The following is a 22,504-nucleotide window of genomic DNA, read 5'->3' as shown; positions in this document are numbered from 1 at the left end:
AGAAATCAGTATGATATATGAGCTGTTGGCCTATAACGTTTACTGGCAAGAACGATTAGATTTCCAGTGTTATAATCTCAAAATAAAGTAAGGCGTTCCTCAACATGGGAACACCTTATTTTTTTTCTTCCAAATAGATACGTGCAAGGAAATGGATAGTTGTCTAGGAGCCTAACATTGTATACAATGACTACCTGAAAGCAAACGTATGAGTCATATTTGATATGTCTTCAATGAGCTTACTATTTATATAGAAGAAACATGATTAATGAAGGAAGGAGAGGGGAATTTTGCCTGAAGAAACACTTGGTATGTACGCTACTTCTGGGAAACACCTCTACACCTTTGCTTGCCACGAGAACGAGCAAGGATTATGCATGCTGGAGCTGACTACGCTGCTTGAACCGAGTTCGGAGATCCGTATGGATATGGGGTCGTATGTGTGGTCTGAACGATGTATTCCACCTGGACGCAGTCCTTTTATCCACGGCAGACTAGACGTGATCGGCGAAGGGGAGACTGTGATGGATCTGCTTCCTCTTGCCAAAAATATTCACCTGTTGCCAGATGAGACATTCAAGGTAGTTTGTCTAAAAGAAGGGGATCAAGCCCCTGATTATGCACAGTCTCGTCAACTGGAAAAAGAAGTTGGCATGTGCATTAAAGGCAAGGCACAGATGAAACAACCTAAGGTGACTTTCGGCCTAATCCGAACAGGAGAAAAATGGATCTTGGGCCAGTGGACAGAAGCGGATCGATCATGGCAGATTCATCGGCAGAAGCCGCAAAATTACTCAACTGGATTTGGCATCACGCTTGCGAGAGCGCTGGTTAACATTGCTGTTCCGAGAGTAGAAAACCATCGGTTGCTTGATCCATGCTGTGGTATGGGAACGGTTGTGATTGAGGCTTTATCCATGGGAATTGATGCAAAAGGTAACGATCTCAATCCGCTGGCTGTCCGAGGTGCGCGAATCAATCTGCCGCATTATGGATATGATTCAGATCGAATCACACTGGGGGATATGAATGAACTGCAAGATTTGTATGATGCGGCAATTCTGGACATGCCCTATAATCTCTGCTCTGTACTTCCGGATGCTGAGCAACGAGCCATGCTGGAGAGTTTGCGCAGATTGGCAAAACGGGCGGTGATTGTTTCCACAGAGTGGGTAGAAGAGCACTTGTTGGAAGCGGGATGGACTGTAAAAGAGTACCGAACAGTACACAAAGGCACGTTTATACGTCATATTTGGCTGTGTATGTAAGCGTGAAAAAACAAAAACTCTACCTCTGAGGAAATTTCCAGAGGTAGAGTTTTTTACTGTGTACATTTCAATTGATATCGTTGATCTAATTTGCACAATATTGCATGGGAACGGGTGTTTGTGTTAATATTTATGACTATAATCCACAAGGTTCACTGGCAGGGTATCGCCAGCGACGTAAGCTTCCAGATTTTTGACGAAAATATCGACTGCTCGATCCGCGTATTGCTCTGTACTTCCTGCGATATGAGGCGTAATTAACACGTTCTCCATGCCCCATAGCGGGTGGTCTGCAGGAAGAGGTTCTTCTTCGAACACATCGAGTGCGGCGAAGGCAACTTGGCCGTTTTGGAGTGCATTCAGCAAGGCTTCCGTTTTCACACTGGGGCCACGGCCTACATTGACAAAGCAGGCACCGGATCGGAACTGCTCAAATGCAGTTTGATCATATATATGTTTGGTTTCATCAGTTAGCGGTAAAATGTTAATTACATAATCGCCCTGGCTCAAGGCTTCATGTAAACCGGTCATGTCGTACATTTGGTCCACATTGGGGACATCCTTACCTGAGCGGCGAACTCCGATCGTGCGCATGCCGAGTGCTTTAAGAATACGGGCTGTTTCCGTACCGATCTCACCTACACCAACGATGACCGCTGTTTTGCCATGCAGTTCCGGCAGTGGTTTGGCAGGAGCTTTCCATTCGGCCTGCTGTTGATGCAGCATAGCTTGTCTCAGCCAGCGACTATGGGATAACATCATGCCCAGAATAATTTCGGTGATTGGAATCGCGTGAACTCCATTTGCACTGGTGACCTGAACGTTCTTTTGTTGCAAATCTGCGAAGGGGAGATTGTCCACACCAGCAGACCAGACCTGAACCCATTTCAACAGGCTGTCCTGTTTCAATGCATGTTCTGTGACGAGTGGGGACCAGCCGAGAATAATCTCAGCTTCTTTCAACTCAGCGGGGTCCAATTCCTTGGCTTTTCCGAATTTCAGGGTGTATCCCGGTGCAGCATTCTGAATGCGTTGTTGCTGTTCTTCGGATAGAGATGGAAAACATACAATTTTACCCATAATGTGTGGTCCTCCTGAGATAAATAGTTTGATGAGTTTGATGATTAAAGTGTATCAGATTTGGTGTTGGATGTGCATTAAGGTGGGAAATGCAGGAATCTAGCCTTATTTGCAAATGGTTATATTTGTGTCACTCTATACTTACCCAACTTGAAACGATATGTATAGTTATGAAATAATAGAGCGAACTTTAGAGAGGTGTAGGCAATGAATAACCAATCACATCAGGATCATTCATCCCGACGGGAAAGATTGTTTGTAGCCATTCGTCTTCCTGTTGCTGTTCAGCAGTCTCTTCAGATGGATGCGAGGCTTGTACAGAACAAGCTAGATTTTCGTAAATGGACAGATCATAGAGATTATCATATAACCTTGCAATTTCTGGGGGATACATTAGTTAGTGACATCGGGCACCTGCGAAAAGCACTGCGCTCAGCAGCAAGCGGATTTCAGCCGTTTGAACTTCAGCTTTCCGACTGGGGCACATTTGGACTTGAAGAAGCACCTAAGGTACTTTGGAAAGGTGTTAGCGGAGAGATAGAGCACTTGTTTTCATTGCAAAAACAAATCGTGCAGGCGACTTCGCCCCTGGGGTATGAAGCTGAATTAAGACCTTATGCTCCCCACATTACCATTGCCAGAAAATATCTGGGACAGCTTCCAGGTAATGAAAATAAAGGGATATCTGGAGTTCTTCCGGAACATTCCACAGGTGTTAATTCATGGATGGTGGAGGACATTGAACTTTATGTGACAAGGCTGGGACAATCGCCAATGTATGAGGTCGTGGATACGTTCACTTTTTCCTGATAATCATTTTTATGCCATAAAATCACATTGACATAACGTTTATCCCTATGTAATATTAGCCATCGTTATTCAAATTCTTTTTTTTGGGTTACTTAGTTAAGGGAATTGTTTCGACAGGAGGAATCTTCGAATGAACATTATAAGCAAAAATCGTTGGGTAGCACCGATGTTATCAGTGCTGCTTGTATGTATAGTGGGGGTAAATGTCGTTCAGGCGACGGGGAAGTGGAATGAAGCTAGTGATAGTAAACAGATGACCGAACTTACGGCTTCTGTGCAAAATAACCAAACATCTACGCAAGAAGAGAGGCGCATGATGGAAGATGGGACAAGTCTGTCCTCTACTCTGTCTGCCCAAACCGTAGCGTGGACTGAATCTCTGCCAGCGAAGAACTGGCTTACGACTGCTCAAGAAGAGCAGGAACTGCAAGAAGCCAAGGCCAAGAACAAAGCTAGAGCGGTAGCTGCGGCCAAAGCCAAAAAAGAAGCTGCACTGAAATTGGCCAAAGTGAAACGTGCCAAAGAAGTCGCTGCTGTAACAACTCCCCCCCAAAAACTATACTTTACACGGACCAAACTTCTGAACCAGGAAGACTCGAAACTTGCAACCTGGTCATACAGTGTGTCCGATAAAGAACTGCATCTGCTGCAAAAAATCGTCATGGCAGAAGCAGAAGGTGAACCGTACGAAGGCAAAGTGGCAGTTGCCAATGTTGTCTTAAACCGGCTGCGGTCAGCCAATTTTCCCGATACCATTTACAAGGTCATCCATCAGAAATCCCAGTTTAGTCCTGTAGCGAACGGACGTATGAAACGTGTGGTTCCCAACGAGGACAGCATCAAAGCAGTGAATGCTGCGTTGAACGGGAAGAAGGAAGTTGCCGATGATACGTATTATTTCTTATCATTGACGCTTGCCGACGATCTGACAGTTGCTCGCTCGCAGAAAAAAGTAAAAACGATCGGTCATCATACTTTTTACAAGTAATCGACCCGTAAATTCTGCAAACAGGCAGGGTGGTTAACTGTGTGTGCTTCACACGGCCCTTGAAAAAGCCTGAATCGTAGTTTTATTTCGTTATTTAAAAATATCGTTATACTCTAAATTACCCTTTTTTCTGCCAAATCATACGGTAGAATGAGTGAAAATAAAAGAAGGTTCCCTTCCAAAAATTCGGAAGGGAACCTTCTTTGTATATCGTGAGCAATTGTCTTGTCCCCTATAACACCTCGTGAGAGCTGTTCTATAGGTCCGTAGAGGCGTCAGAATGGTATTCTGGTACCTGACAAGGACGTGGCAGTAATTCCGGCTGTGAAGCGCTCCAAGGAGGTTGTTGTGACTTCGGCTGTTGTCGGAAACAATAAGTCATGAACAGCTTGAGCACAGCACTTCGGATCATAGACCGAATGGTTACCTGAATGATGCGCTACGTTCAGCGGGCTTTCAGTTTGAGTAGATGCCTGCTCCACTAGTTGTCTGAAACGATTGGTGATCACGTCGGCAGAGTGAATGACGTGGCCGTATCCGGCTTGTACAAAGTATTCACAGTTCTCTTCCTCTTGACCTGCAATCGGAGGAATGAACAACATCGGTAGACCCTTGGCCAACGCTTCAGTGCATGTCATGCCACCTGGCTTCGTAATCAGCACATCGGATACATCCATCAGTTTGCTTACTTCCCGTGTATATCCCAGAATACGAATATTCGGGTGCTGGAAGCAAGGCATTTCCTTCATTTTTGCGATCATTTTTTCATTGCTTCCTAGACAGAAGACCAATTGAACACGATCTGCCCAAGACGTGAGAGCTTTCATATGATCCTCATCAAACGAAAGTCCCCATCCACCACCCATAAGTAGCGCTGTAGGCATGTTCTGAAGCCCCATCTCTTCCCGGAGCTTCACCTTATCTCCAGCTTCCCAGAAGTCTGGATGCACAGGGATTCCCGTGATCTGAATATGGGAGGGATCTACACCCCGGATTTCAAGCAATGCTTTGACCTGAGGGGTAGAGACCAGATATTTGTTCACTTCCGGATTAATCCATGTTCCGTGCACGTCATAATCCGTCACGACCGTATAGAGCGGGATATTCAGACCCTGGCGTTTGAGCCGGGAGATGACAGCATTCGGAAAAGGATGGGTACAGATCACCGCATCGGGTTTCAGTTGGGATACGACCTGTGCCGTCTGTGTATAGAAAATTCGGTGCAACGCCAGCTTGGTAAAACCATTTAATGATTTATTGTACTGTGTGCGGTACAACAGGCTGACCAGTTTGGGTTGAACTGATAGTGTCTTTCGATATGCAGAGAAAATTAGTGGAGCTACCGTTGGGTTCAAAAATTTGCCTAGTTCAATGACACGACTGTGAACATGTGGACTGACTTTTTTGATGCCATGTGCCAGCGCATGAGCGGCCTGAGTGTGACCGGTACCGAAACCTTCCGATAATAAGAGCACTCTTGGTTTTCGCATGAGTTCACCTTTATTCATAAGTTTTAATTCAAAAAGAAGATATTCATTGTTTATTCTAGCTATGGAATGCGTTACTACATGAATATACATTGAAGCACAAAATCATGTTTCTTCTATAAATATTTACACCATATATCTTACAATGAGACAACTTAAACTTCATTATATACACGTATTATCTGAGTCATCTTACACTATAGACGACGACAGACGGAGTTTCCACTGCATTTAGGTTAAAAAATATTAACACAATTTTTAAAATGTTAGGGTTGCAATCTGTTTTCGAAGGTGGTATTGTAGTTTTTGACCGAATGACTGAATTGTATTTTTGGTCATTTATGTAGAGCATTTGAACAATGAATGTGATTAAAGGAGGGATTAGATGGCTCCGATTGACAGGAGACAGCAGGTTATTCATGCAGCAGCCCAGTCGTTTGCCATGTTTGGATACAAAGCAACGACGATGGATCAGGTCGCCAAGATTGCGAACGTTGGCAAAGGAACGATCTATACGTTTTTCACCAATAAGGAACAATTGTTTGATCAGATCCTGGTAGAAGTGATTCAGGAAATGAAGAACATCGCGCATCGTGAAGTACATCAGGAAAGTGCATTTTTCGATAATCTGTTTCGGGTACTGGATGCCTTGTTAGAGTTTCGTCGTGATCACGATCTGCTCGTTAAGTTATCTCAGGAGCTGAAGGACTTTGGAACACTGCAGGCCAAGGAAGGCTTGGACAAGGTGGAGAAAGTAATCTCCGACTTTCTGGCTAAGGAGCTTGAGAAAGCAAAAGACAATGGAGAGATTCGAGATTGTGATCCGCAAGTCGTCGCATTTATGATGATTCGCCTGTATATTGCACTCACCTCAGACTGGAGCAAACAACATCAACCGCTGAGCAAAGAGGAAATTAAGACTTACTTTCGCCTTTTCTTAATGGAAGGAATTGCTGCTGTAACGTAATCCAAATTTAATCTACTATAATATAAGGATTTTCACGCGTATCAAGCAGGGAGGCTTGTCGGAAGACAGGTTGTTTTTTTGTCCTAAAGTGACCGTTTGAGGAAAGTGGTCACTTCGTGTTTCAGTATGTTTTCTGGAATGCGACATTGTATTTCATTATGGTTATTCCTGCTCATGGAGCAGAGAGATTAAGGGGAGAAAATGACATGAAATCTTTATCCGTGTTTTTCAAGGATGTGGGATCGGCCGTGAGAAACCCGAAGGTGTTGATCCCTGTTATTGCAATTATGTTTATACCGATCCTGTATAGTGGCATCTATCTGGCAGCCTATTGGGACCCGTATGGTCATGTGGATGAGATGCCGGTTGCCGTTGTCAATCTGGATAAAGGTGCTGAGCTGGAGGGCAAATCCCTCCATGTAGGTAGTGATCTGGTGGATGAGCTGAAGAAAAATGCCGATTTTAAATGGGACTTTGTCAGTGCCAGTCAAGCCAAAGAAGGCATGAGTAATGACAAATATTATATGCAAATTACGATTCCGGAGAACTTCTCATCTCAGGCAACAACATTGCTGGATGACAACCCGGAGCCGGCTGATCTGATCTATGAACCGAATGGCAATTACAGTTTTGTTGGTGCACAGATCGGTAAGACCGCTATTAAGGACCTGAAAGCAAAAGTCTCAGCCAAAGTAACGGAATCCTATGCAGAAACATTGCTCGACAAGTTCTCCGAAGTATCGGATGGCTTGGCTGAAGCAGGCGATGGGGCGGGTGAACTGAATACCGGCGCAGGCAAACTGGATGATGGTGCTGTTAAGCTCAAGGATAACCTGGCGAAGCTTGCATCCGGAACGCTTGAACTTCAGGAAGGACTTTCTCCATTAAGTGATGGTGTTAACGCGCTGCACACAGGGGCAACCAAGCTTGAAAGTGGAACATCAAATCTTGTATCCGGTCTGCAACAGCTTCAGGCAGCTGCTTCGAGCCAGCTTCAGAGCGGAGCAGATCAGTTGAAGGATGGTAGCGCCAAGTTGGAAACTGGACTCCAGTCTTCACTGGATGGCACAAGTAAGTTGCAGGCTGGTCTGAAATCATCAGAACAGGGCAGTGCAAAGCTGTCGGATGGTCTGCAAAGTGCTGTTCAGGGCAGTGGCACTCTGGCAACAGGCCTGCAATCGGCTGTAGATGGCAGCTCCAAGGTTGCTGATGGTGCACAGGGTGTAGCCGCCGGATTGAAACAGCTTGCTGCATCGAACCCCGAACTGGCTGAAAATGCGGATGTACAGAAGCTGCTTGCAGCAAGTGAAGCTGTTGCTGATGGCAGTGCACAACTGCATGAGAGCGAGCAGAAGCTGGCACAAGGTGCAGATCAGCTGCATCAGGGCAACCAGCAACTGGCTGCGGGTGCAACCGAGCTTCATGGAGGTCAGGAGCAACTTCTTGCTGGTGCGAACCAGCTGGTGGATGGTCAGAAACAATTGCTGGCTGGTGCAGGGCAGCTTAGTCAAGGAGGAGCGAAACTCTCCGATGGTCTGAAGCAGTTCAGCGGCAAATTGGGTGATGCTGCAAGTGGCGGTACATTGCTTGCAGATGGTGCCAAGCAGCTGGGCTCAGGAACAACAGCTTTGCAAACGGGTGTAGGTAAACTCAGTGGTGGCGTTAGTTCACTAACCGATGGTTCCAAGCAATTGGGTGATGGCGCGGGCAAACTGGCTGACGGCCTTACTGAGCTAAAAGATGGCTCGAGTGAATTGGAAACCAAGCTGAATGATGCCGCACAGAAAACATCCGAAGTTAAGAAAACGGATGATGTAGTGAACATGTTCGCTGAACCGGTAAACTCCTCGGAGAATACAGCAGAGAACGTGAGCAATTATGGTACAGGATTGACACCGTTCTTCCTGTCAATCGGTCTGTTTGTGGGATCGTTGATTTCCACGATTGTATTGAAAATGCGGGAAACGTCCGTACCTGGTGCAACAGGCTGGAATCGTTTTGTCAGCCGGACACTGGTATTTGGGTCCGTAAGTATTTTCCAATCAGTTATCGTGGCAAGTTTCATGTTATATGGTCTTGGACTGGAGACGCACAGCGTAGGGCTGTTCTATCTGTTTACCATTATTACGGGGCTGACCTTCATGTTGATCGTTCAGGCACTTGTAACCTGGCTGGATCTGCCTGGACGTTATGTTGTCATTCTGCTTCTGGTCTTCCAGCTTGCGGCTAGTGCAGGAACCTTCCCGGTAGAACTGATTCCATCATGGCTTCAGGCATTTAGCCCTTGGTTGCCAATGACACACAGCATTATGGGCTTCAAAGCCGTAGTATCGAGTGGTAATCTGGATGTGATGTGGCATCAGGCAGGTATTCTTAGCATCTATGCAGGTGTATCCATTCTGCTGACGCTTGCCTACTTCCTCTGGAATGGCAGACGTCCGAAAAAAGAAGTCGAACAGGCTGATTCTGGTCAAGTTGTGACGGCATAAGTCGAACCTGATCTTCAGCAGGGTCATATTTTTGAAAAAAAACTTTATTTTCTTGTAGTGAAATTATGCAATATAGTAGTCAAATAGTGCAAATAGCCTGTGACCCTAAAAAGGGGTTGCAGGCTATTTTGTATACAAATGCATAGAGAAGTAAAGTTTCGCTGGCTTAAGCAGTGAAAATTTGGTGGAATTATGGATAAACGTAGGCGGCACATGGAACGATTTTCTTCTGTCAGCAATTTAATTCAGTTGTACTCTGGCTTAAAAAGTGTATAATTATTCGAAAAAGAGATGAATTTAAACGTCACTACTGTAAAGCTGTACTGCAAAACATTTCTTATCAGAGGTATTAAAAAGTTTAAATTGCGCTGATGTTAGGTCGGTGTTAAAATAATAGAACTATATCAAAAAAACGTCGCTCCATTTCAGTAGCCGTGCCAGCGGCTGCGTGTTGATTTATACAGGCTGTTTGCCGGATCGTCCGGATCAGCTCATCTCATTTAATGGCTTCTGCCCAATAGCAGGCATTATTTTTGACAGTCTCATGCTGTCACCTCTTCTATCTAGCAGGCTCTATCGCAAGCGAAAGGCCAGCTCCTCCCGTTTCATTGTTGCCTGTTGCCTATGTTCTTGATCTTTCCGAAATACTTCATTATAGAAAGGTTGCGTTCCATGAGACACATCGGATTACCTCCAAAACAGGGTCTGTATGACCCGCAGTTCGAAAAAGACGCATGCGGAATGGGTTTTGTTGCCAACATCAAAGGAGTACCTTCACACGATATCGTTAGTCAGGCACTGACCATGCTTAGTAACATGGAACACCGTGGAGGACAGGGAAGTGAGCCGAATTCCGGTGACGGAGCAGGTATCCTGATTCAGATTCCACATCGCTTCTTTGCACAGGAAGCGGAACGTCTTGGTTTTGCATTGCCTGAACAGGGATTCTATGGCGTAGGAATGTTGTTCCTTTCCCAGGACCCTGCCATTCGCAGTGCGCATGAAGAGAGCCTTAAGAAGATTATTGAAGAAGAAGGTCAGACGTTCCTGGGTTTCCGGGATGTTCCTACTTTTGATGAAATGCTTGGCCGTTCTGCGCTTGCAGCAAAACCTTATGTACGTCAGGTGTTTATTGGAAGATCCGCAGATGTGAAGGATGAGCTTGGATTCGAGCGTAAGCTGTATGTTATTCGCAGATGCGCTGAGCTGGCTATTCGTTATTCGGCAGATGAAGCAGAAGGTGGTTCGTTCTACCTTCCGAGCATGTCTTGTCGCAAAATTGTATATAAAGGCATGCTGACAACTGAACAAGTTGGCGGGTTCTATCTGGATCTGCAGGAAGAACTCGTGGAATCGGCCATTGGACTTGTGCATTCCCGTTTCAGTACCAACACCTTCCCCAGCTGGGAACGTGCCCACCCGTATCGTTTCATGATCCACAACGGTGAGATCAATACGATGCGTGGTAACGTGAACTGGATGCATGCACGGCAATCCTTGTTCGAGAGCGAGTTGTTTGGTAACGACATCGCGAAAGTAAAACCGGTTATCAATCCGGACGGTTCGGATACAGCCATGTTTGATAACACGCTGGAGTTCCTGTATCTGAGTGGTCGTTCCCTGCCACACGTGGCGATGATGATGGTTCCTGAACCTTGGAGCACAGATGAGGACATGGACCCTGCCAAAAAAGCATTTTATGAATATCACAGCACGATGATGGAGCCTTGGGATGGACCAGCAGCAATGGCCTTTACAGATGGTTTGCAAATTGGTGCAACACTTGACCGTAATGGATTGCGTCCAGCTCGTTATTATGTAACCAAGGATGACCGTATTATCCTGTCCTCCGAAGTTGGGGTACTTGATATTGCGCCGGAAGAGATCCTGTACAAAGATCGTCTGCGTCCAGGTCGGATGTTGCTTGTGGATACACAAGAAGGCCGCATCATCGCGGATGAGGAAGTAAAAGCAATCATTGCAGCCGAGAATCCGTATCAGGATTGGCTTGATGAGCATTTGATGGATCTGAGCGAGTTGCCGGACGCACCGGAACTTCCTGATCCAAAACATGATAACGTGACCCAGCTTCAGCTCGCTTATGGTTATACATTTGAAGAACTACGTAAAATCCTGGAGCCGATGGCAACAACAGGTATGGAAGCTACGGGTTCGATGGGTTATGATGCACCGCTGGCTGTGCTGTCCGATCGTCCACAGCGTCTGTACAACTACTTTAAACAGATGTTCGCCCAGGTAACCAACCCGCCAATCGATGCAATCCGTGAAGAGATTGTAACGTCTACGGCAACAACCATTGGTCCTGAGCGCAACTTGCTGAACCCTGAACCGGAGAGTTGTCGCCAGATCCGTCTGGATACACCGGTATTGTCTAATGAAGACTTTGCGAAGATTCGCCATGTGCGTCGCCCAGGCTTCCGCTCCATGACGATTCCAATCTTCTTCACCGCTGCGGAAGGGGCAGAAGGACTTCGCAAAGCGATGGATTTGCTCTTCGAAGCTGCAGATCGTGTCATCGACAAAGGTCATAACATTCTGATCCTGTCTGACCGCGGTGTGGACGCAGAGAATGCTGCCATTCCTGCATTGCTTGCTGTAGCAGGTCTGCATCACCATCTGATTCGCCAGGGAACCAGAACCAAAGTCAGCATTATGCTTGAATCGGCAGAACCGCGTGATATTCACCACTACGCGTTGCTGCTGGGTTATGGTGTAAGTGCGGTGAACCCTTATCTGGCCTTTGAAACGCTGGATGACATGATTCAGCAAGGATTGCTGCGTGGTATCTCGCATGAGAAAGCAGTGAAAAACTACATTAAAGCAGCTACCAAAGGCGTTACTAAAGTGTTGTCCAAAATGGGGATTTCTACGATTCAATCGTATCGTGGAGCTCAAATCTTCGAAGCGGTAGGTCTGAAATCAGACTTCGTTGACCGTTACTTTACCTGGACACCTTCCCGTATCGGTGGAATTGGGTTGGAAGAAGTGGCAGCCGAAGCGTTGACACATCATAACCGTGCCTTTACGGAAAAAGACGGTAACGATAAAGTATTGGATTCCGGTGGGGATTATCAATGGCGTAACGACGGAGAAGAGCATCTGTTCAATCCGCAAACCATTCATACCCTGCAACATGCGGTACGCACTGGGGATTACAAGCTGTATAAAAAATATTCCAAACTTGTGCAAGGTGAGAATGATCAATTGTTGACCATTCGCTCCATGCTGAAGCTGAAACCGGTAGGAGCTTCCATTCCACTCGAAGAAGTTGAATCCGTAGAAGATATCATGCGTCGATTCAAAACAGGTGCAATGTCCTTCGGTTCGATCAGTAAAGAGGCGCATGAAGATCTTGCCATCGCTATGAACCGTGTTGGAGGTAAATCCAATACCGGTGAAGGTGGAGAAGACCCGGCTCGCTTCATTAAAGATAGCAACGGGGATTCCCGTCGTAGTGCGATTAAACAGGTAGCATCCGGACGTTTTGGTGTTACATCCAACTACTTGGTTAATGCCGACGAGATTCAGATTAAAATGGCTCAGGGAGCTAAACCAGGTGAAGGCGGACAGCTGCCAGGACGTAAAGTGTATCCTTGGGTTGCTGAAGTTCGTGGATCTACACCGGGTGTAGGTCTGATCTCGCCACCACCGCATCACGATATCTACTCAATCGAAGATCTGGCAGAGTTGATCTATGACTTGAAAAATGCCAATCCGCGTGCTGAGATTAACGTGAAGCTGGTATCGGAAGTGGGTGTGGGTACCATCGCAGCTGGTGTAGCCAAAGGCCGTGCCGATATTATCCTTGTCAGCGGTTATGACGGTGGTACAGGTGCATCGCCGCAAGGTTCGATTCGCCACGCAGGTATGCCTTGGGAACTAGGTCTTGCAGAGACACATCAAACGTTGATGTTGAACAATCTGCGTGACCGTGTTGTCCTCGAAACAGATGGCAAAATGCTTAACGGCCGTGACCTGGCGATTGCTGCCTTGCTAGGAGCAGAAGAGTATGGATTCTCTACGGCACCGCTCGTTGCACTTGGCTGTATCATGATGCGTGTCTGTCAGATGGATACCTGTCCGGTTGGTGTAGCGACACAGAATCCGGAATTGCGTAAAAATTATATGGGTGATCCAGCTCATGTGGTTAACTTCATGCGATTTGTTGCTGAAGATGTGCGTGAGATCATGGCTGATCTTGGTTTCCGTACTATTCAGGAGATGGTCGGACGTACAGATTGCCTCGAAACGGTAGAAGCCGTAGATCACTGGAAGAAAAAAGGTGTGGATCTGTCTGTATTGCTGCACGTGCCTGAAATGCCGGAAGGTTCTGCACGTTACCGTACACAGCATCAGAATCACCAATTGGAAGAAACGCTGGATATGCAACAATTGTTGCCACTGGCACAGGCTGCTATTGAATCCAGTCAACCGGTTGAAGCGGTGCTTCCAATTACAAACGTTAACCGTGCAGTAGGTACCATTTTGGGTAGTGAGATCACACGCAAATATGGACTCGCAGGATTGCCTGAAGATACGGTTAAATTTAAGTTTGTCGGCTCTGCCGGACAAAGCTTTGGGGCCTTTGTACCTAAAGGTATGACCTTGACCGTTGAAGGGGATTCCAATGACTACGTAGGTAAAGGACTGTCCGGAGGTAAACTGATCGTGATGCCTTCTCCGAAAGCAACGTTTGAGGCGGAAGATAACATCATTATTGGTAATACGGCTCTCTACGGAGCAACAAGCGGTGAAGCGTATATCCGTGGTATTGCGGGTGAGCGATTTGCTGTACGTAACTCGGGCGCCAAAGTAGTTGTTGAAGGTGTAGGCGACCATGGTTGTGAGTATATGACAGGTGGACGTGTCGTTGTACTGGGCGATACAGGTCGTAACTTTGCAGCAGGGATGTCCGGAGGTATTGCCTATGTGTATGATCCGGAAGGCACATTCCTGAAACGTTGTAATCTGGAAATGGTTCTTTTGGAGCGTATCGAAGATGTGGCAGAAAGTGCAGATCTGCGAGGCATGATTCAACGTCATGTTGCCAACACAGGAAGTGCTGTCGGTCAGCGCGTTCTGGATAACTGGCAAGATGCGCTGAATCAGTTCGTTCGGGTTATTCCGAAGGACTTCAAACGTATGACAGAACAGATCGAACGGATTCAGGCAACAGGTTTGACTGGAGAAGCAGCGCTGCTTGCAGCGTTTGAAGCGAATATGCGTGAACTTGCACGTGCTGGAGGTTAATAACTTCCTTGTTCAAAGTTATAAGTGCATGAACAGGTTGTATTAAGAATAATAGGAGCAATATGGTTGCCATTCCGGCACCATATTGCTCCTATTTTGCTTTCGACAAAATTAGAACCCCATCAAAAAACGTTATCGCCATGAGACGACAACATCGAGGAACTTTCTCAAGTATAATAAGGCTAGTTTTGGAGGGCAGGGAAAGTATAAAGATAAGAGAGGTTAGCGGAATGAATATGAAGCATCCAAACAGGGACGATCGTAGGCCGACAGGTAAACAAGTCGAAGCAACCCAGATGGACATCATGAAGGTGTTACTGCAATGCGGAATCGACCCGGAGCGTTGGAACCATTTCGTATCCTCCGTCAACAACAAGCGTCCTTGACACAATAGACAAGCATGGAATGAAAGGGAATTAAGACACAAAAAAAGCCCAGAAGCCAGAGAGGTTATCTCTCGGGAACTGGGTCCTCTTTTCGGGTTTAGTCCATGCTGCGTTCCATTCGGACAAATGCAATAAAACGACGTGCCTCTTCTTCTGTTAAAGACTTCCCATCAATCATCAGATCGAAGCGTTCTAACACTTCTTTGTCCGATAACTCCAAGGTATCCACGAAATCACGTACGTCTTCATCCATCACGACATCACTTTGCTTTGTACGTCCTATAAGATAATCGATAGACACCTCAAAGATGTCAGCAAGTCTCGTTAACACTTCGAAATCCGGTTTACGTCGATTCTTCTCGTAGTGGGAGAGAGCAGCTCTTGTAATATGAATGGAGCTCGCAAGTTCTTCTTGAGTAAGTCCCCGCTGTTCCCGTAATTCTGCAATGCGATTTCCGTAGCTCATAAGCTATTTCCCCCTGAACGACATCAAATATATATTGAAACAATCCTGAGCCAAGTGTTTGATCAGGGCAGCTTTCCTGCAAAAGAGTAACTCCTCATGTGTTTCCTTTAACCCATTTCCATTTGTAAATAGGTCTGTCTAAGGACATCTCAAATTGTCGTAAATCAAAAGAACCATGTCCAAATACCGCTTGACATGATACGTATTGTATCGTAAATTGGACGTATGGAGTTACAAAATGTATCATTTGGAATATTTTAAGTATCTCCTTGTTGCCTGGACCATATACCTGTGAGAAGGAAGTGGAGGCAGTCCATGTAGGCTAATCCATTCTAAAGGAATGAAACCATGTATTCAATAATTCAGGAATGGGCTGATATGAAATTAAATGTCCATATGTACATTCAGGAGTTTCATGGGAAAATGGTAGACCGCAAAAGACGCCCTGTTCTGTTACTTGGAATGGACACTCAAGCAATCACCTTCCTGAGCGACCTGAACTTGCCGGTATCATCAGAAATGCTCATTGGTTTGGATGTTGAAGATCAACATGTATGTGTACGACTTCACGCAAGGTTGCAATGGAAACAGCCCTTCGGAGAGCTCACAATGTATCATTCAAACTTGCATATTCAGCACGAACAGAAACTATATATAACTGGACAGTTAAACACAATGCTTACTGAAGTTCAGTTTCCCGCGGTTTCCCGTTTTCAGTATGAAAAGGCAACAGAACAAAAGGCTCTGCAGGAACCCTATCATTACATTGATTTCACCATATAATTCCAAGTCGATTCTTAACAATTTCTGAACAAAACATGTACTTAACGCCATTTTACTATATTTCATAGCGTTATGCATTAGTTCTTTAACACCAAAAGCATTTGCGCAATGAATAAAGGGGCGAGGGGGCTCATACTATTTCAGGAAGTTTGGATATGGTTGAAATGCACTGCCACATATTATCCGGCCTAGATGATGGTCCTGTTCGAATGGAGCAGTCCGTTGCGATGGCTGAGAAGGCGGCAGCCTCAGGAATTACCTCCATTATTGCTACTCCGCATCACCTGAACGGGCAATACAACAATGAACCGATGGTGGTCAATCAGGCCGTGAACCTGCTCCATGCAGAACTTCGCAAACGTAACATTCGCCTGGAGATCCGTCCCGGACAGGAGATCAGGGTGCATGACAACCTGATTGGAGACTTATATGCAGGAAAGTGCTGCACACTCGCCGGAAGTCGTTACATGTTGCTGGAACTGCCCTTTGGTCATATTCCCTCACAGTTCCCCAGGATACTGCATGAATTACGAATAGCGGGAATTACCCCTATTATTGCTCATCCGGAACGTAATCGTGTCATTTTGAAGAAGCCAAAGTTGTTGGCTGATTACTTGAGTCAAGGCGGACTATGTCAGCTCACAGCTCAATCTTTCACTGGGCTTTTCGGACGGAAAGTTCGGCAGTGGTGTTTTCATTTTTGCAAAGAAAACGGGTTTCATTTCATTTCATCAGATGCACATGATACGTGCAAAAGGACATTTGCCATAAGTGAAGGAGAGCGGGCCATCGAGCGTCGATTTGGAGCTGAAGCCGTTAAGCGGCTGGCAGAGAATGCGTCGCACATTCTATCAAATTCGTGTCTGGTCACAGAACGCTGGAAACCTCGCAAATGGCTACTGTCCATCTGGTAGTTACATAGGATAGATCACAACGTATAGGAGGAATGAAAGTGGAACTGAAAGGATATTTTCGACTCTTACAAAAGAAACTGTGGTTGATTGTTGCAATTGCTTTGATAGCCGGTGTGGGTGCAGGGGTTAAAAGCATTTTCTTCACCCAGCCCATCTATGAGGCAAGTTCCAAACTGATCGTGAACCAGACCTCTAACGTTCAAGGCCAGGCGATGATGGACTTCAGCATGATTCAAACCAATATCAAACTCATTAACTCATACAGAGAAATCATTAAATCTTCCGCCATTATGGATAAAGTCGCTACCACGTATCCGGACCTAGGCTTAACCTCTGCTCAGCTCATGAATAGCACTTCCGTCTCTACAGCCAGCGAATCCCAAGTGATGAGCATAACTGTACAAGGGACTACCTACGAAAAAGCCGCAAAAACGGTCAATGCCATCTCCAACGTGTTCCAATCTCAAATCCCCCTAATCATGAAAATCGATAATGTGGCTATCCTCAGTGAAGCAAAAGTGGATAGTAACGCATCTCCAATCAATATGAAAACCACATTAAGCATCATTGTCAGTCTGTTCGCAGGTCTTGTGCTCGCCATTGCACTTGTATTCCTGATGGATTATCTGGATGACACATTCAAATCCGAAACTGAGCTTGAAAAAGAGCTGGGCCTACCTGTGCTTACAGTGATATCCAAAATGAAAAAAGACGATCTGAAAAATACGAAAAATTACGTATCTCAACAGAAAGTGGGGGATGGCAAATATGTCGCGGCTAACCAATGAAAATAACAGTCTGGTGACCTATTTTAACTCCAAATCTCAGATCTCGGAGGGATACCGTAAATTACGGACGAACATCCAGTTCTCCTCAATCGACAGTCATATCAAAAAAATCATGGTGGCTTCCGCTGAATCCGGCGAAGGCAAGACCACAACGATTAGCAACCTGGCGGTAACCTATGCCCAGGAAGGCAAAAAAGTTCTGCTGATCGATGCGGATCTGCGTAATCCTTCTTTGCACCAGGTGTTTTCTGTACCGAATCATATCGGTCTGAGTAGTGTGCTGTCTAATCAGTACAGTGTGGAAGACGTGCTTAGAGAGAGTTATATCGACAATCTCCAATTGTTCACTTCTGGCCCAATTCCGCCGAACCCTTCCGAGATGATCGGTTCCAACCGGATGAAAAGGCTGATTGAGAAGTTAGAGGATCATTATGATGTCATCATGTTTGATACACCGCCGGTGCTTGCAGTAACGGATGCACTCATTGTGAGTTCGCTGTGTGATGGTGTGCTGCTGGTCGTGAACTCGGGCAAGGTCAAGAAGGAACTGGTGAAGAAGACCAAGGCTGCTCTGGAGCATGTGAATGCACGAATCCTGGGCGCAATCCTGAACAATATCAAAAACGCTGCAGTTCCGGTGGGCTACGGAGAGAAGTAAACCTTCCATCCAATGCTCCCAAGTAAACAGGTAATGTCTACTGCACCTTTATCACTGTAGGCACTCGGTCATGCTGTGGGTTCAATGAACCTTAGACGTTAATCGTCGAAGGTATGACGTGAGGACGGGTTAGATGCCCTGGTTCAACTTTTATCAAACTAAAAAAAAAGAGGATAGGGTGGTATTTATGAAAAAAGTGAGAAAAGCAATCATTCCTGCAGCTGGACTAGGTACACGATTTTTGCCAGCCACAAAAGCGATGCCCAAAGAAATGCTCCCTATTGTGGACAAACCAACTATACAGTATATCGTTGAGGAAGCCATTGCCTCTGGAATCGAAGACATCATCATCGTAACGGGTAAAGGGAAGCGGGCAATTGAAGATCATTTCGACAACGCTTTTGAACTGGAGCACAACTTGCTGGAAAAAGGGAAACTGGGCTTGCTTGAAGAGGTCCGCAAATCCTCTAACGTGGATATCCACTACATAAGACAAAAAGAGGCCAAAGGACTTGGTCATGCTGTCTGGTGTGCACGTAACTTTATCGGTGACGAACCTTTTGCCGTGTTGCTCGGAGATGACATCGTCGTATCGGAAGTTCCGTGCACCAAACAATTGATCGATCAATATGATCAGGTTCAACATTCCATTGTTGGCGTACAAACCGTACTGGCTGAACAAACAGACAGATACGGCATTGTGGACCCGCTTCAATCGGATGGCCGTTTGACAGAGGTTCTCAGATTCGTAGAGAAACCTGCCCAAGGCACAGCGCCATCCAACCTGGCGATTATGGGGAGATACGTACTGAGTCCAGAGATTTTCGAACATCTGGAGCAACAAGAGATTGGTCAAGGGGGAGAGATTCAATTAACAGATGCGATTCAGCGCTTAAATGAGACACAAGGAGTGTATGCTTACGATTTCGAGGGAGTACGTTATGACGTGGGCGAGAAACTGGGATTCATTTTGACAACCATCGACTTCGCTCTGCAAAAACAGGAACTTAGAATTCCAATGCTGCAAGCTCTGCAACAGATTCTGGAAAAAGAGTCGGTAGAACATGTAGCCGGGGGGGAGTTTGAATGAGTCCATCTCCCCAATCGAAGGAAGCGGAGATTGTTATGGACCCAAGTCTGGGGTACAATGCATCAACGATGTCAGGACAAAATGCGGATAAAGTGTATCTATTTATGAAAAGAATGCTCGATTTGCTGGGTTCTTTCATAGGTTTGATCATTTTGTGCCCCTTGTTTGCGGTCATCGGATTACTGATCAAAATCGAGGCCCCGCAGGGGTCTGTTTTTTTTCGTCAGGTACGAGTAGGACAGAATGGGAAAGAGTTTCATATGTACAAATTCAGGTCGATGGTTGCGAATGCAGAAGATCTGCTGGAACAGCTGATTGATCAGAATGAAGTGAACGGGAATATGTTCAAAATGAAAAATGATCCCCGCATTACCCGGATTGGCAAGTTCATTCGGAAAACCAGTCTGGATGAGCTGCCTCAGTTGTGGAACGTGTTCAGAGGAGAGATGAGTCTCGTTGGACCCAGACCGGCTCTGCCCAGAGAAGTGAAGAACTACACTTCCTATGACAGACAACGTCTTCAGATGATCCCGGGATGTACGGGATTATGGCAAGTCAGCGGACGAAATAGTGTTGGTTTTGAGGAAATGGTGGAGCTGGATCTGACGTATGCCCGTGAGCGCAGCATGATGGTGGATATCAAAATTATCTTCAGAACGTTCAAGGTGCTGGTAGGTTCGAAGGATGCGTTTTGAAACACGATTCTGGCTTTGAGGTGGCATAGCAGATATGCAAAAGACCGGTATACTTGCTGCATTAAATATGAAGTCGTTTAATATCATTCTTTTTTCGCTGGTAATTGTCTTCGCAGCAATCTATCTTCCGCTAGTCTCGGTTGTTGCACTCATAGCTGTGATTCTGCTGGGCGTTTATATTAAACAGCCCAGCTGGATTTTTATGATTCTCATCGTAAGTTTTTCATTATCCATTGATAAAATATTTAGCATTCATCTGGCAGGACTGGATTCGCTGTCCTTCTACAAGCTGGCGATTCTGGGTTTTGTCGTCTCTCTTTTTCTACGCTTTGGTATTCGCAAAGAGTTGATATATCCTGCACTGGCGATTGGTTTTTTATTTGTGGAGAGTTATTTTCTATCTGATCTGCCCAGTAAGGTTAGTCCGCTCGATCCATTCAAGGCCTTTCTAGGAGTCATTGTTCCTTTTTTGTTGCTGATGCCCCATTTTTCAAGAGAGATCAGTCAACGAATTATACGTGTACTCGCATGGTTGCCGCTGTTCAGTCTGGCTGGTGGTTATATTCTGCAACTCGCCGGCATATTGTCCATTACTAACCTGGAGATGTCGGGTGTAACCCGGTTACAGGGAGCTAACATCGCCGCGCATCTGGCCATGTTGTGTTTTATCTCCATCTGCGTCTGTCTGATTCAGATCAAGCAAGGGCATCAGGTTGTTCTGTATTACATGCTTACCTTGACACATCTGGTCATTCTGGTCCAGACGGGAACAAGGGGGCCGCTTATTGCGCTTATTCCGATTATTCTGGTCTACCTCTTTGATCAACTGAAAGCCTTCATCAAAGGCAGAGTCAGTGCCATTATTCCTCTCATTCTGTTTGTTGTCGCTGTGGCCTATATGGTGATTGCGCAGTGGGACAATTATGAGATGAGGTCAGAGAGCAAAGGCTTGTCGGGAAGGGATGTAGCCTGGAATTATTTTGTTGGCAAAGCAAATGAGTATCCGATATTTGGACGTGGACTCGGCTCAACTCTTGTAGCGAATGATGGAAGTATCTTTTCCGGCTTCGTTGTTCCACATAATGAATACATTCGTTTTTATTATGATGGCGGGTTAGTTGGAGCCATCCTGTTGTTTCTATCGCTGCTGCTGGTGTTTCGGGCTGTTTACTTCCGATTGGGCGGCATGATCCGGTTGTATTTTGCCGGTATGATTATCGGTTTCCTGACCTATTCCTTTTTTGACAATACCCTGTCCACGGTTCATCTGATTGCTCCATTCTGTATCTTCCTGAACGCGTTATATGCTACGGGAAAAGGAGTTCATTCCAAGTCAGGGGCTGAAGCAGAAGTGGATATACAGATACAGCGAGCCAAGGACGTATCCTTTTCAAAGGAGATTAGAACATGAAGGTCTGTTTGATCAGTTCTACAGGCGGTCATTTTGATGAATTAACCAAAATTATTCCTGCGGTTGAAGAACATGATTATTTCCTGATTACCGAGAAGAATAAAAGCAGAAAAGTAGAATCGTCTCAGGGCAAAGTATACTTCTTAATGCAGCAAGAGCGTAAAAATGCGATGTTCTTGCTAATCTTTGTGGCTAATATTATCAAATCGTTCTTTCTATATCTGCGTGAGCGTCCAAAGGTGATCATTACAACAGGGGCGGGAGCCACATATCCTTTTTGCCTTATCGGTAAAATCTTCGGCGCCAAGCTGATCTACATCGAAAGTTATGCCAAAATCTATTCCTCTAGCGCAACCGGGAGATTGATGTACAAAATCTCGGATGAGTTCTTCATCCAATGGGAAACGTTGCAGGATAGCTATCCCAATGCGAAGTACAGGGGGGCTTTATTTTGATATTTGCAATCGTTGGAACCCAGCGTTTTCCCTTCAATCGGATGTTTGAGCTTATTGATGAGGCGATTGAAGCAGGAATTATTGAAGAAGAGGTTGTTGCCCAATCCGGATATACCGAGTATCAGCCGCGGAATTTCACTGTGATTCCTTTCCTCACGCAGGAAGAGATGAATGAATATGTGGAGCGCAGCAGATGCATTATTTCTCATGCGGGTGTTGGCTCCATTACAAATTGTCTTGAACGCGGCAAGCCCGTTATTGTCATTCCACGCCGGAAAGAATGGGGCGAACATGTGGATGACCATCAGCTTGAGATTTCCAAGGTTTTTCAGGATAACGGCTATGTGGCCGTCGCGGAGAGTCAGGCTGAATTACAAAAACTGGTTCCTTGCATAGAAGAGCTGACGTTCCAGCCTTATGTGAGAAAACAGTCTGATCTGATTTCATCCATCAAAAATTACGTGAATAGTCTGTAAGAGGTATGAAGATTAACCATGA

19 protein-coding genes are annotated in these 22,504 nt (G+C 45.7%); 16 read left to right on the top strand and 3 right to left on the bottom strand.

The genetic code is table 11. The annotated features are described in order from the left end of the window. Window positions 1-290: 290 nt before the first annotated feature. On the top strand, window positions 291-1,268 hold the full coding sequence (locus tag CXK86_RS17085) for a TRM11 family SAM-dependent methyltransferase (protein ID WP_256720030.1): 978 nt from the start codon (window positions 291-293) through the stop codon (window positions 1,266-1,268). Window positions 1,269-1,391: 123 nt separating this feature from the next. On the opposite strand, the gene CXK86_RS17080 is transcribed toward CXK86_RS17085, so the two are convergent. Continuing rightward, a complete protein-coding gene (locus CXK86_RS17080; RefSeq protein ID WP_076251421.1) occupies window positions 1,392-2,348 on the bottom strand; it encodes a D-2-hydroxyacid dehydrogenase in 957 nt (318 codons plus the stop codon). Window positions 2,349-2,555: 207 nt separating this feature from the next. On the opposite strand from CXK86_RS17080, the gene thpR reads away from it, so the two are divergent. Both thpR and CXK86_RS17070 read left to right on the top strand, forming a co-directional pair. Beyond that, a complete protein-coding gene (gene thpR, locus CXK86_RS17075; protein ID WP_076251423.1) occupies window positions 2,556-3,158 on the top strand; it encodes an RNA 2',3'-cyclic phosphodiesterase in 603 nt (200 codons plus the stop codon). Between the two features lie 130 nt (window positions 3,159-3,288). Then, window positions 3,289-4,146 (top strand): cell wall hydrolase, encoded by an 858-nt coding sequence (locus CXK86_RS17070; protein ID WP_101314138.1) that lies wholly within the window; start codon window positions 3,289-3,291, stop codon window positions 4,144-4,146. Between the two features lie 275 nt (window positions 4,147-4,421). Here the strand turns inward: CXK86_RS17070 and CXK86_RS17065 are convergent, their stop codons facing one another. Further along, on the bottom strand, window positions 4,422-5,636 hold the full coding sequence (locus CXK86_RS17065; RefSeq protein ID WP_047841963.1) for a UDP-N-acetylglucosamine--LPS N-acetylglucosamine transferase: 1,215 nt from the start codon (window positions 5,634-5,636) through the stop codon (window positions 4,422-4,424). Window positions 5,637-6,018: 382 nt separating this feature from the next. Here CXK86_RS17065 and CXK86_RS17060 point away from each other — a divergent pair, with 382 nt between their 5' ends. The 4 genes from CXK86_RS17060 to CXK86_RS32095 all read left to right on the top strand — a co-directional run bounded on the left by CXK86_RS17060 (window position 6,019) and on the right by CXK86_RS32095 (window position 14,746). Then, window positions 6,019-6,600 (top strand): TetR/AcrR family transcriptional regulator, encoded by a 582-nt coding sequence (locus tag CXK86_RS17060; protein WP_036611349.1) that lies wholly within the window; start codon window positions 6,019-6,021, stop codon window positions 6,598-6,600. A 206-nt stretch (window positions 6,601-6,806) separates the two neighbouring features. Continuing rightward, on the top strand, window positions 6,807-9,089 hold the full coding sequence (locus CXK86_RS17055) for a YhgE/Pip domain-containing protein (protein WP_101314198.1): 2,283 nt from the start codon (window positions 6,807-6,809) through the stop codon (window positions 9,087-9,089). 672 nt (window positions 9,090-9,761) lie between these two features. Further along, window positions 9,762-14,360, top strand: a complete 4,599-nt coding sequence (gltB, locus tag CXK86_RS17050) for a glutamate synthase large subunit (protein WP_101314137.1) — start codon at window positions 9,762-9,764, stop codon at window positions 14,358-14,360. Between the two features lie 230 nt (window positions 14,361-14,590). After that, window positions 14,591-14,746, top strand: a complete 156-nt coding sequence (locus CXK86_RS32095) for a hypothetical protein (protein WP_017690128.1) — start codon at window positions 14,591-14,593, stop codon at window positions 14,744-14,746. A gap of 97 nt (window positions 14,747-14,843) precedes the next feature. On the opposite strand, the gene CXK86_RS17040 is transcribed toward CXK86_RS32095, so the two are convergent. Then, window positions 14,844-15,212, bottom strand: coding sequence for a helix-turn-helix domain-containing protein (locus CXK86_RS17040; RefSeq protein ID WP_076251429.1), 369 nt, complete (start codon window positions 15,210-15,212; stop codon window positions 14,844-14,846). A gap of 378 nt (window positions 15,213-15,590) precedes the next feature. Between CXK86_RS17040 and CXK86_RS17035 the strand changes: the two genes are divergently transcribed. From CXK86_RS17035 to pssE, 9 genes are all read left to right on the top strand, one after another. After that, window positions 15,591-15,995 carry a hypothetical protein gene (locus CXK86_RS17035; protein WP_127551237.1) on the top strand — a complete coding sequence of 135 codons (405 nt, stop codon included), beginning with the start codon at window positions 15,591-15,593 and terminating at the stop codon, window positions 15,993-15,995. Window positions 15,996-16,150: 155 nt separating this feature from the next. Continuing rightward, window positions 16,151-16,909: a tyrosine-protein phosphatase gene (locus CXK86_RS17030; protein ID WP_036611338.1), complete on the top strand. Its 759-nt coding sequence runs from the start codon at window positions 16,151-16,153 to the stop codon at window positions 16,907-16,909. Between the two features lie 38 nt (window positions 16,910-16,947). Further along, window positions 16,948-17,697, top strand: a complete 750-nt coding sequence (locus CXK86_RS17025; RefSeq protein WP_036611336.1) for a YveK family protein — start codon at window positions 16,948-16,950, stop codon at window positions 17,695-17,697. Further along, window positions 17,678-18,355, top strand: a complete 678-nt coding sequence (locus CXK86_RS17020; RefSeq protein ID WP_076251431.1) for a CpsD/CapB family tyrosine-protein kinase — start codon at window positions 17,678-17,680, stop codon at window positions 18,353-18,355. The genes CXK86_RS17025 and CXK86_RS17020 overlap by 20 nt, the downstream gene beginning before the upstream one ends. Window positions 18,356-18,542: 187 nt before the next feature. Further along, window positions 18,543-19,445, top strand: coding sequence for a UTP--glucose-1-phosphate uridylyltransferase GalU (galU, locus tag CXK86_RS17015; RefSeq protein ID WP_036611572.1), 903 nt, complete (start codon window positions 18,543-18,545; stop codon window positions 19,443-19,445). After that, window positions 19,442-20,140 (top strand): sugar transferase, encoded by a 699-nt coding sequence (locus CXK86_RS17010; RefSeq protein WP_036611331.1) that lies wholly within the window; start codon window positions 19,442-19,444, stop codon window positions 20,138-20,140. Before galU ends, CXK86_RS17010 begins: the two co-directional genes overlap by 4 nt. Window positions 20,141-20,174: 34 nt before the next feature. Next, a complete protein-coding gene (locus CXK86_RS17005; protein WP_101314136.1) occupies window positions 20,175-21,551 on the top strand; it encodes an O-antigen ligase family protein in 1,377 nt (458 codons plus the stop codon). Next, window positions 21,548-22,006, top strand: a complete 459-nt coding sequence (gene pssD / locus CXK86_RS17000; protein WP_036668906.1) for a PssD/Cps14F family polysaccharide biosynthesis glycosyltransferase — start codon at window positions 21,548-21,550, stop codon at window positions 22,004-22,006. The genes CXK86_RS17005 and pssD overlap by 4 nt, the downstream gene beginning before the upstream one ends. Next, the gene (gene pssE, locus CXK86_RS16995; RefSeq protein ID WP_036611327.1) at window positions 22,003-22,482 is read left to right on the top strand and encodes a PssE/Cps14G family polysaccharide biosynthesis glycosyltransferase; all 480 of its coding nucleotides are present in this window, start codon (window positions 22,003-22,005) and stop codon (window positions 22,480-22,482) included. Before pssD ends, pssE begins: the two co-directional genes overlap by 4 nt. The last annotated feature ends 22 nt before the right edge of the window (window positions 22,483-22,504 follow it).

It is taken from the genome of Paenibacillus sp. BGI2013 (genome assembly GCF_002843485.1).
GTDB classification, from domain to species: domain Bacteria; phylum Bacillota; class Bacilli; order Paenibacillales; family Paenibacillaceae; genus Paenibacillus; species Paenibacillus amylolyticus.
Note: the sequence above shows the minus strand (reverse complement) of the source record. Positions and strands in the feature narration are given on the sequence as shown.

Coding starts and splice junctions, on each gene's coding strand:
- CXK86_RS17005 (WP_101314136.1), top strand. CDS start 20,175: ATGCAAAAGACCGGTATACTTGCTGCATTAAATATGAAGTCGTTTAAT.
- CXK86_RS32095 (WP_017690128.1), top strand. CDS start 14,591: ATGAATATGAAGCATCCAAACAGGGACGATCGTAGGCCGACAGGTAAA.
- CXK86_RS17070 (WP_101314138.1), top strand. CDS start 3,289: ATGAACATTATAAGCAAAAATCGTTGGGTAGCACCGATGTTATCAGTG.
- pssD (WP_036668906.1), top strand. CDS start 21,548: ATGAAGGTCTGTTTGATCAGTTCTACAGGCGGTCATTTTGATGAATTA.
- CXK86_RS17035 (WP_127551237.1), top strand. CDS start 15,591: ATGAAATTAAATGTCCATATGTACATTCAGGAGTTTCATGGGAAAATG.
- CXK86_RS17020 (WP_076251431.1), top strand. CDS start 17,678: ATGTCGCGGCTAACCAATGAAAATAACAGTCTGGTGACCTATTTTAAC.
- galU (WP_036611572.1), top strand. CDS start 18,543: ATGAAAAAAGTGAGAAAAGCAATCATTCCTGCAGCTGGACTAGGTACA.
- CXK86_RS17030 (WP_036611338.1), top strand. CDS start 16,151: ATGGTTGAAATGCACTGCCACATATTATCCGGCCTAGATGATGGTCCT.
- CXK86_RS17060 (WP_036611349.1), top strand. CDS start 6,019: ATGGCTCCGATTGACAGGAGACAGCAGGTTATTCATGCAGCAGCCCAG.
- CXK86_RS17010 (WP_036611331.1), top strand. CDS start 19,442: ATGAGTCCATCTCCCCAATCGAAGGAAGCGGAGATTGTTATGGACCCA.
- CXK86_RS17040 (WP_076251429.1), bottom strand. CDS start 15,212: ATGAGCTACGGAAATCGCATTGCAGAATTACGGGAACAGCGGGGACTT.
- CXK86_RS17055 (WP_101314198.1), top strand. CDS start 6,807: ATGAAATCTTTATCCGTGTTTTTCAAGGATGTGGGATCGGCCGTGAGA.
- CXK86_RS17080 (WP_076251421.1), bottom strand. CDS start 2,348: ATGGGTAAAATTGTATGTTTTCCATCTCTATCCGAAGAACAGCAACAA.
- thpR (WP_076251423.1), top strand. CDS start 2,556: ATGAATAACCAATCACATCAGGATCATTCATCCCGACGGGAAAGATTG.
- CXK86_RS17065 (WP_047841963.1), bottom strand. CDS start 5,636: ATGCGAAAACCAAGAGTGCTCTTATTATCGGAAGGTTTCGGTACCGGT.
- gltB (WP_101314137.1), top strand. CDS start 9,762: ATGAGACACATCGGATTACCTCCAAAACAGGGTCTGTATGACCCGCAG.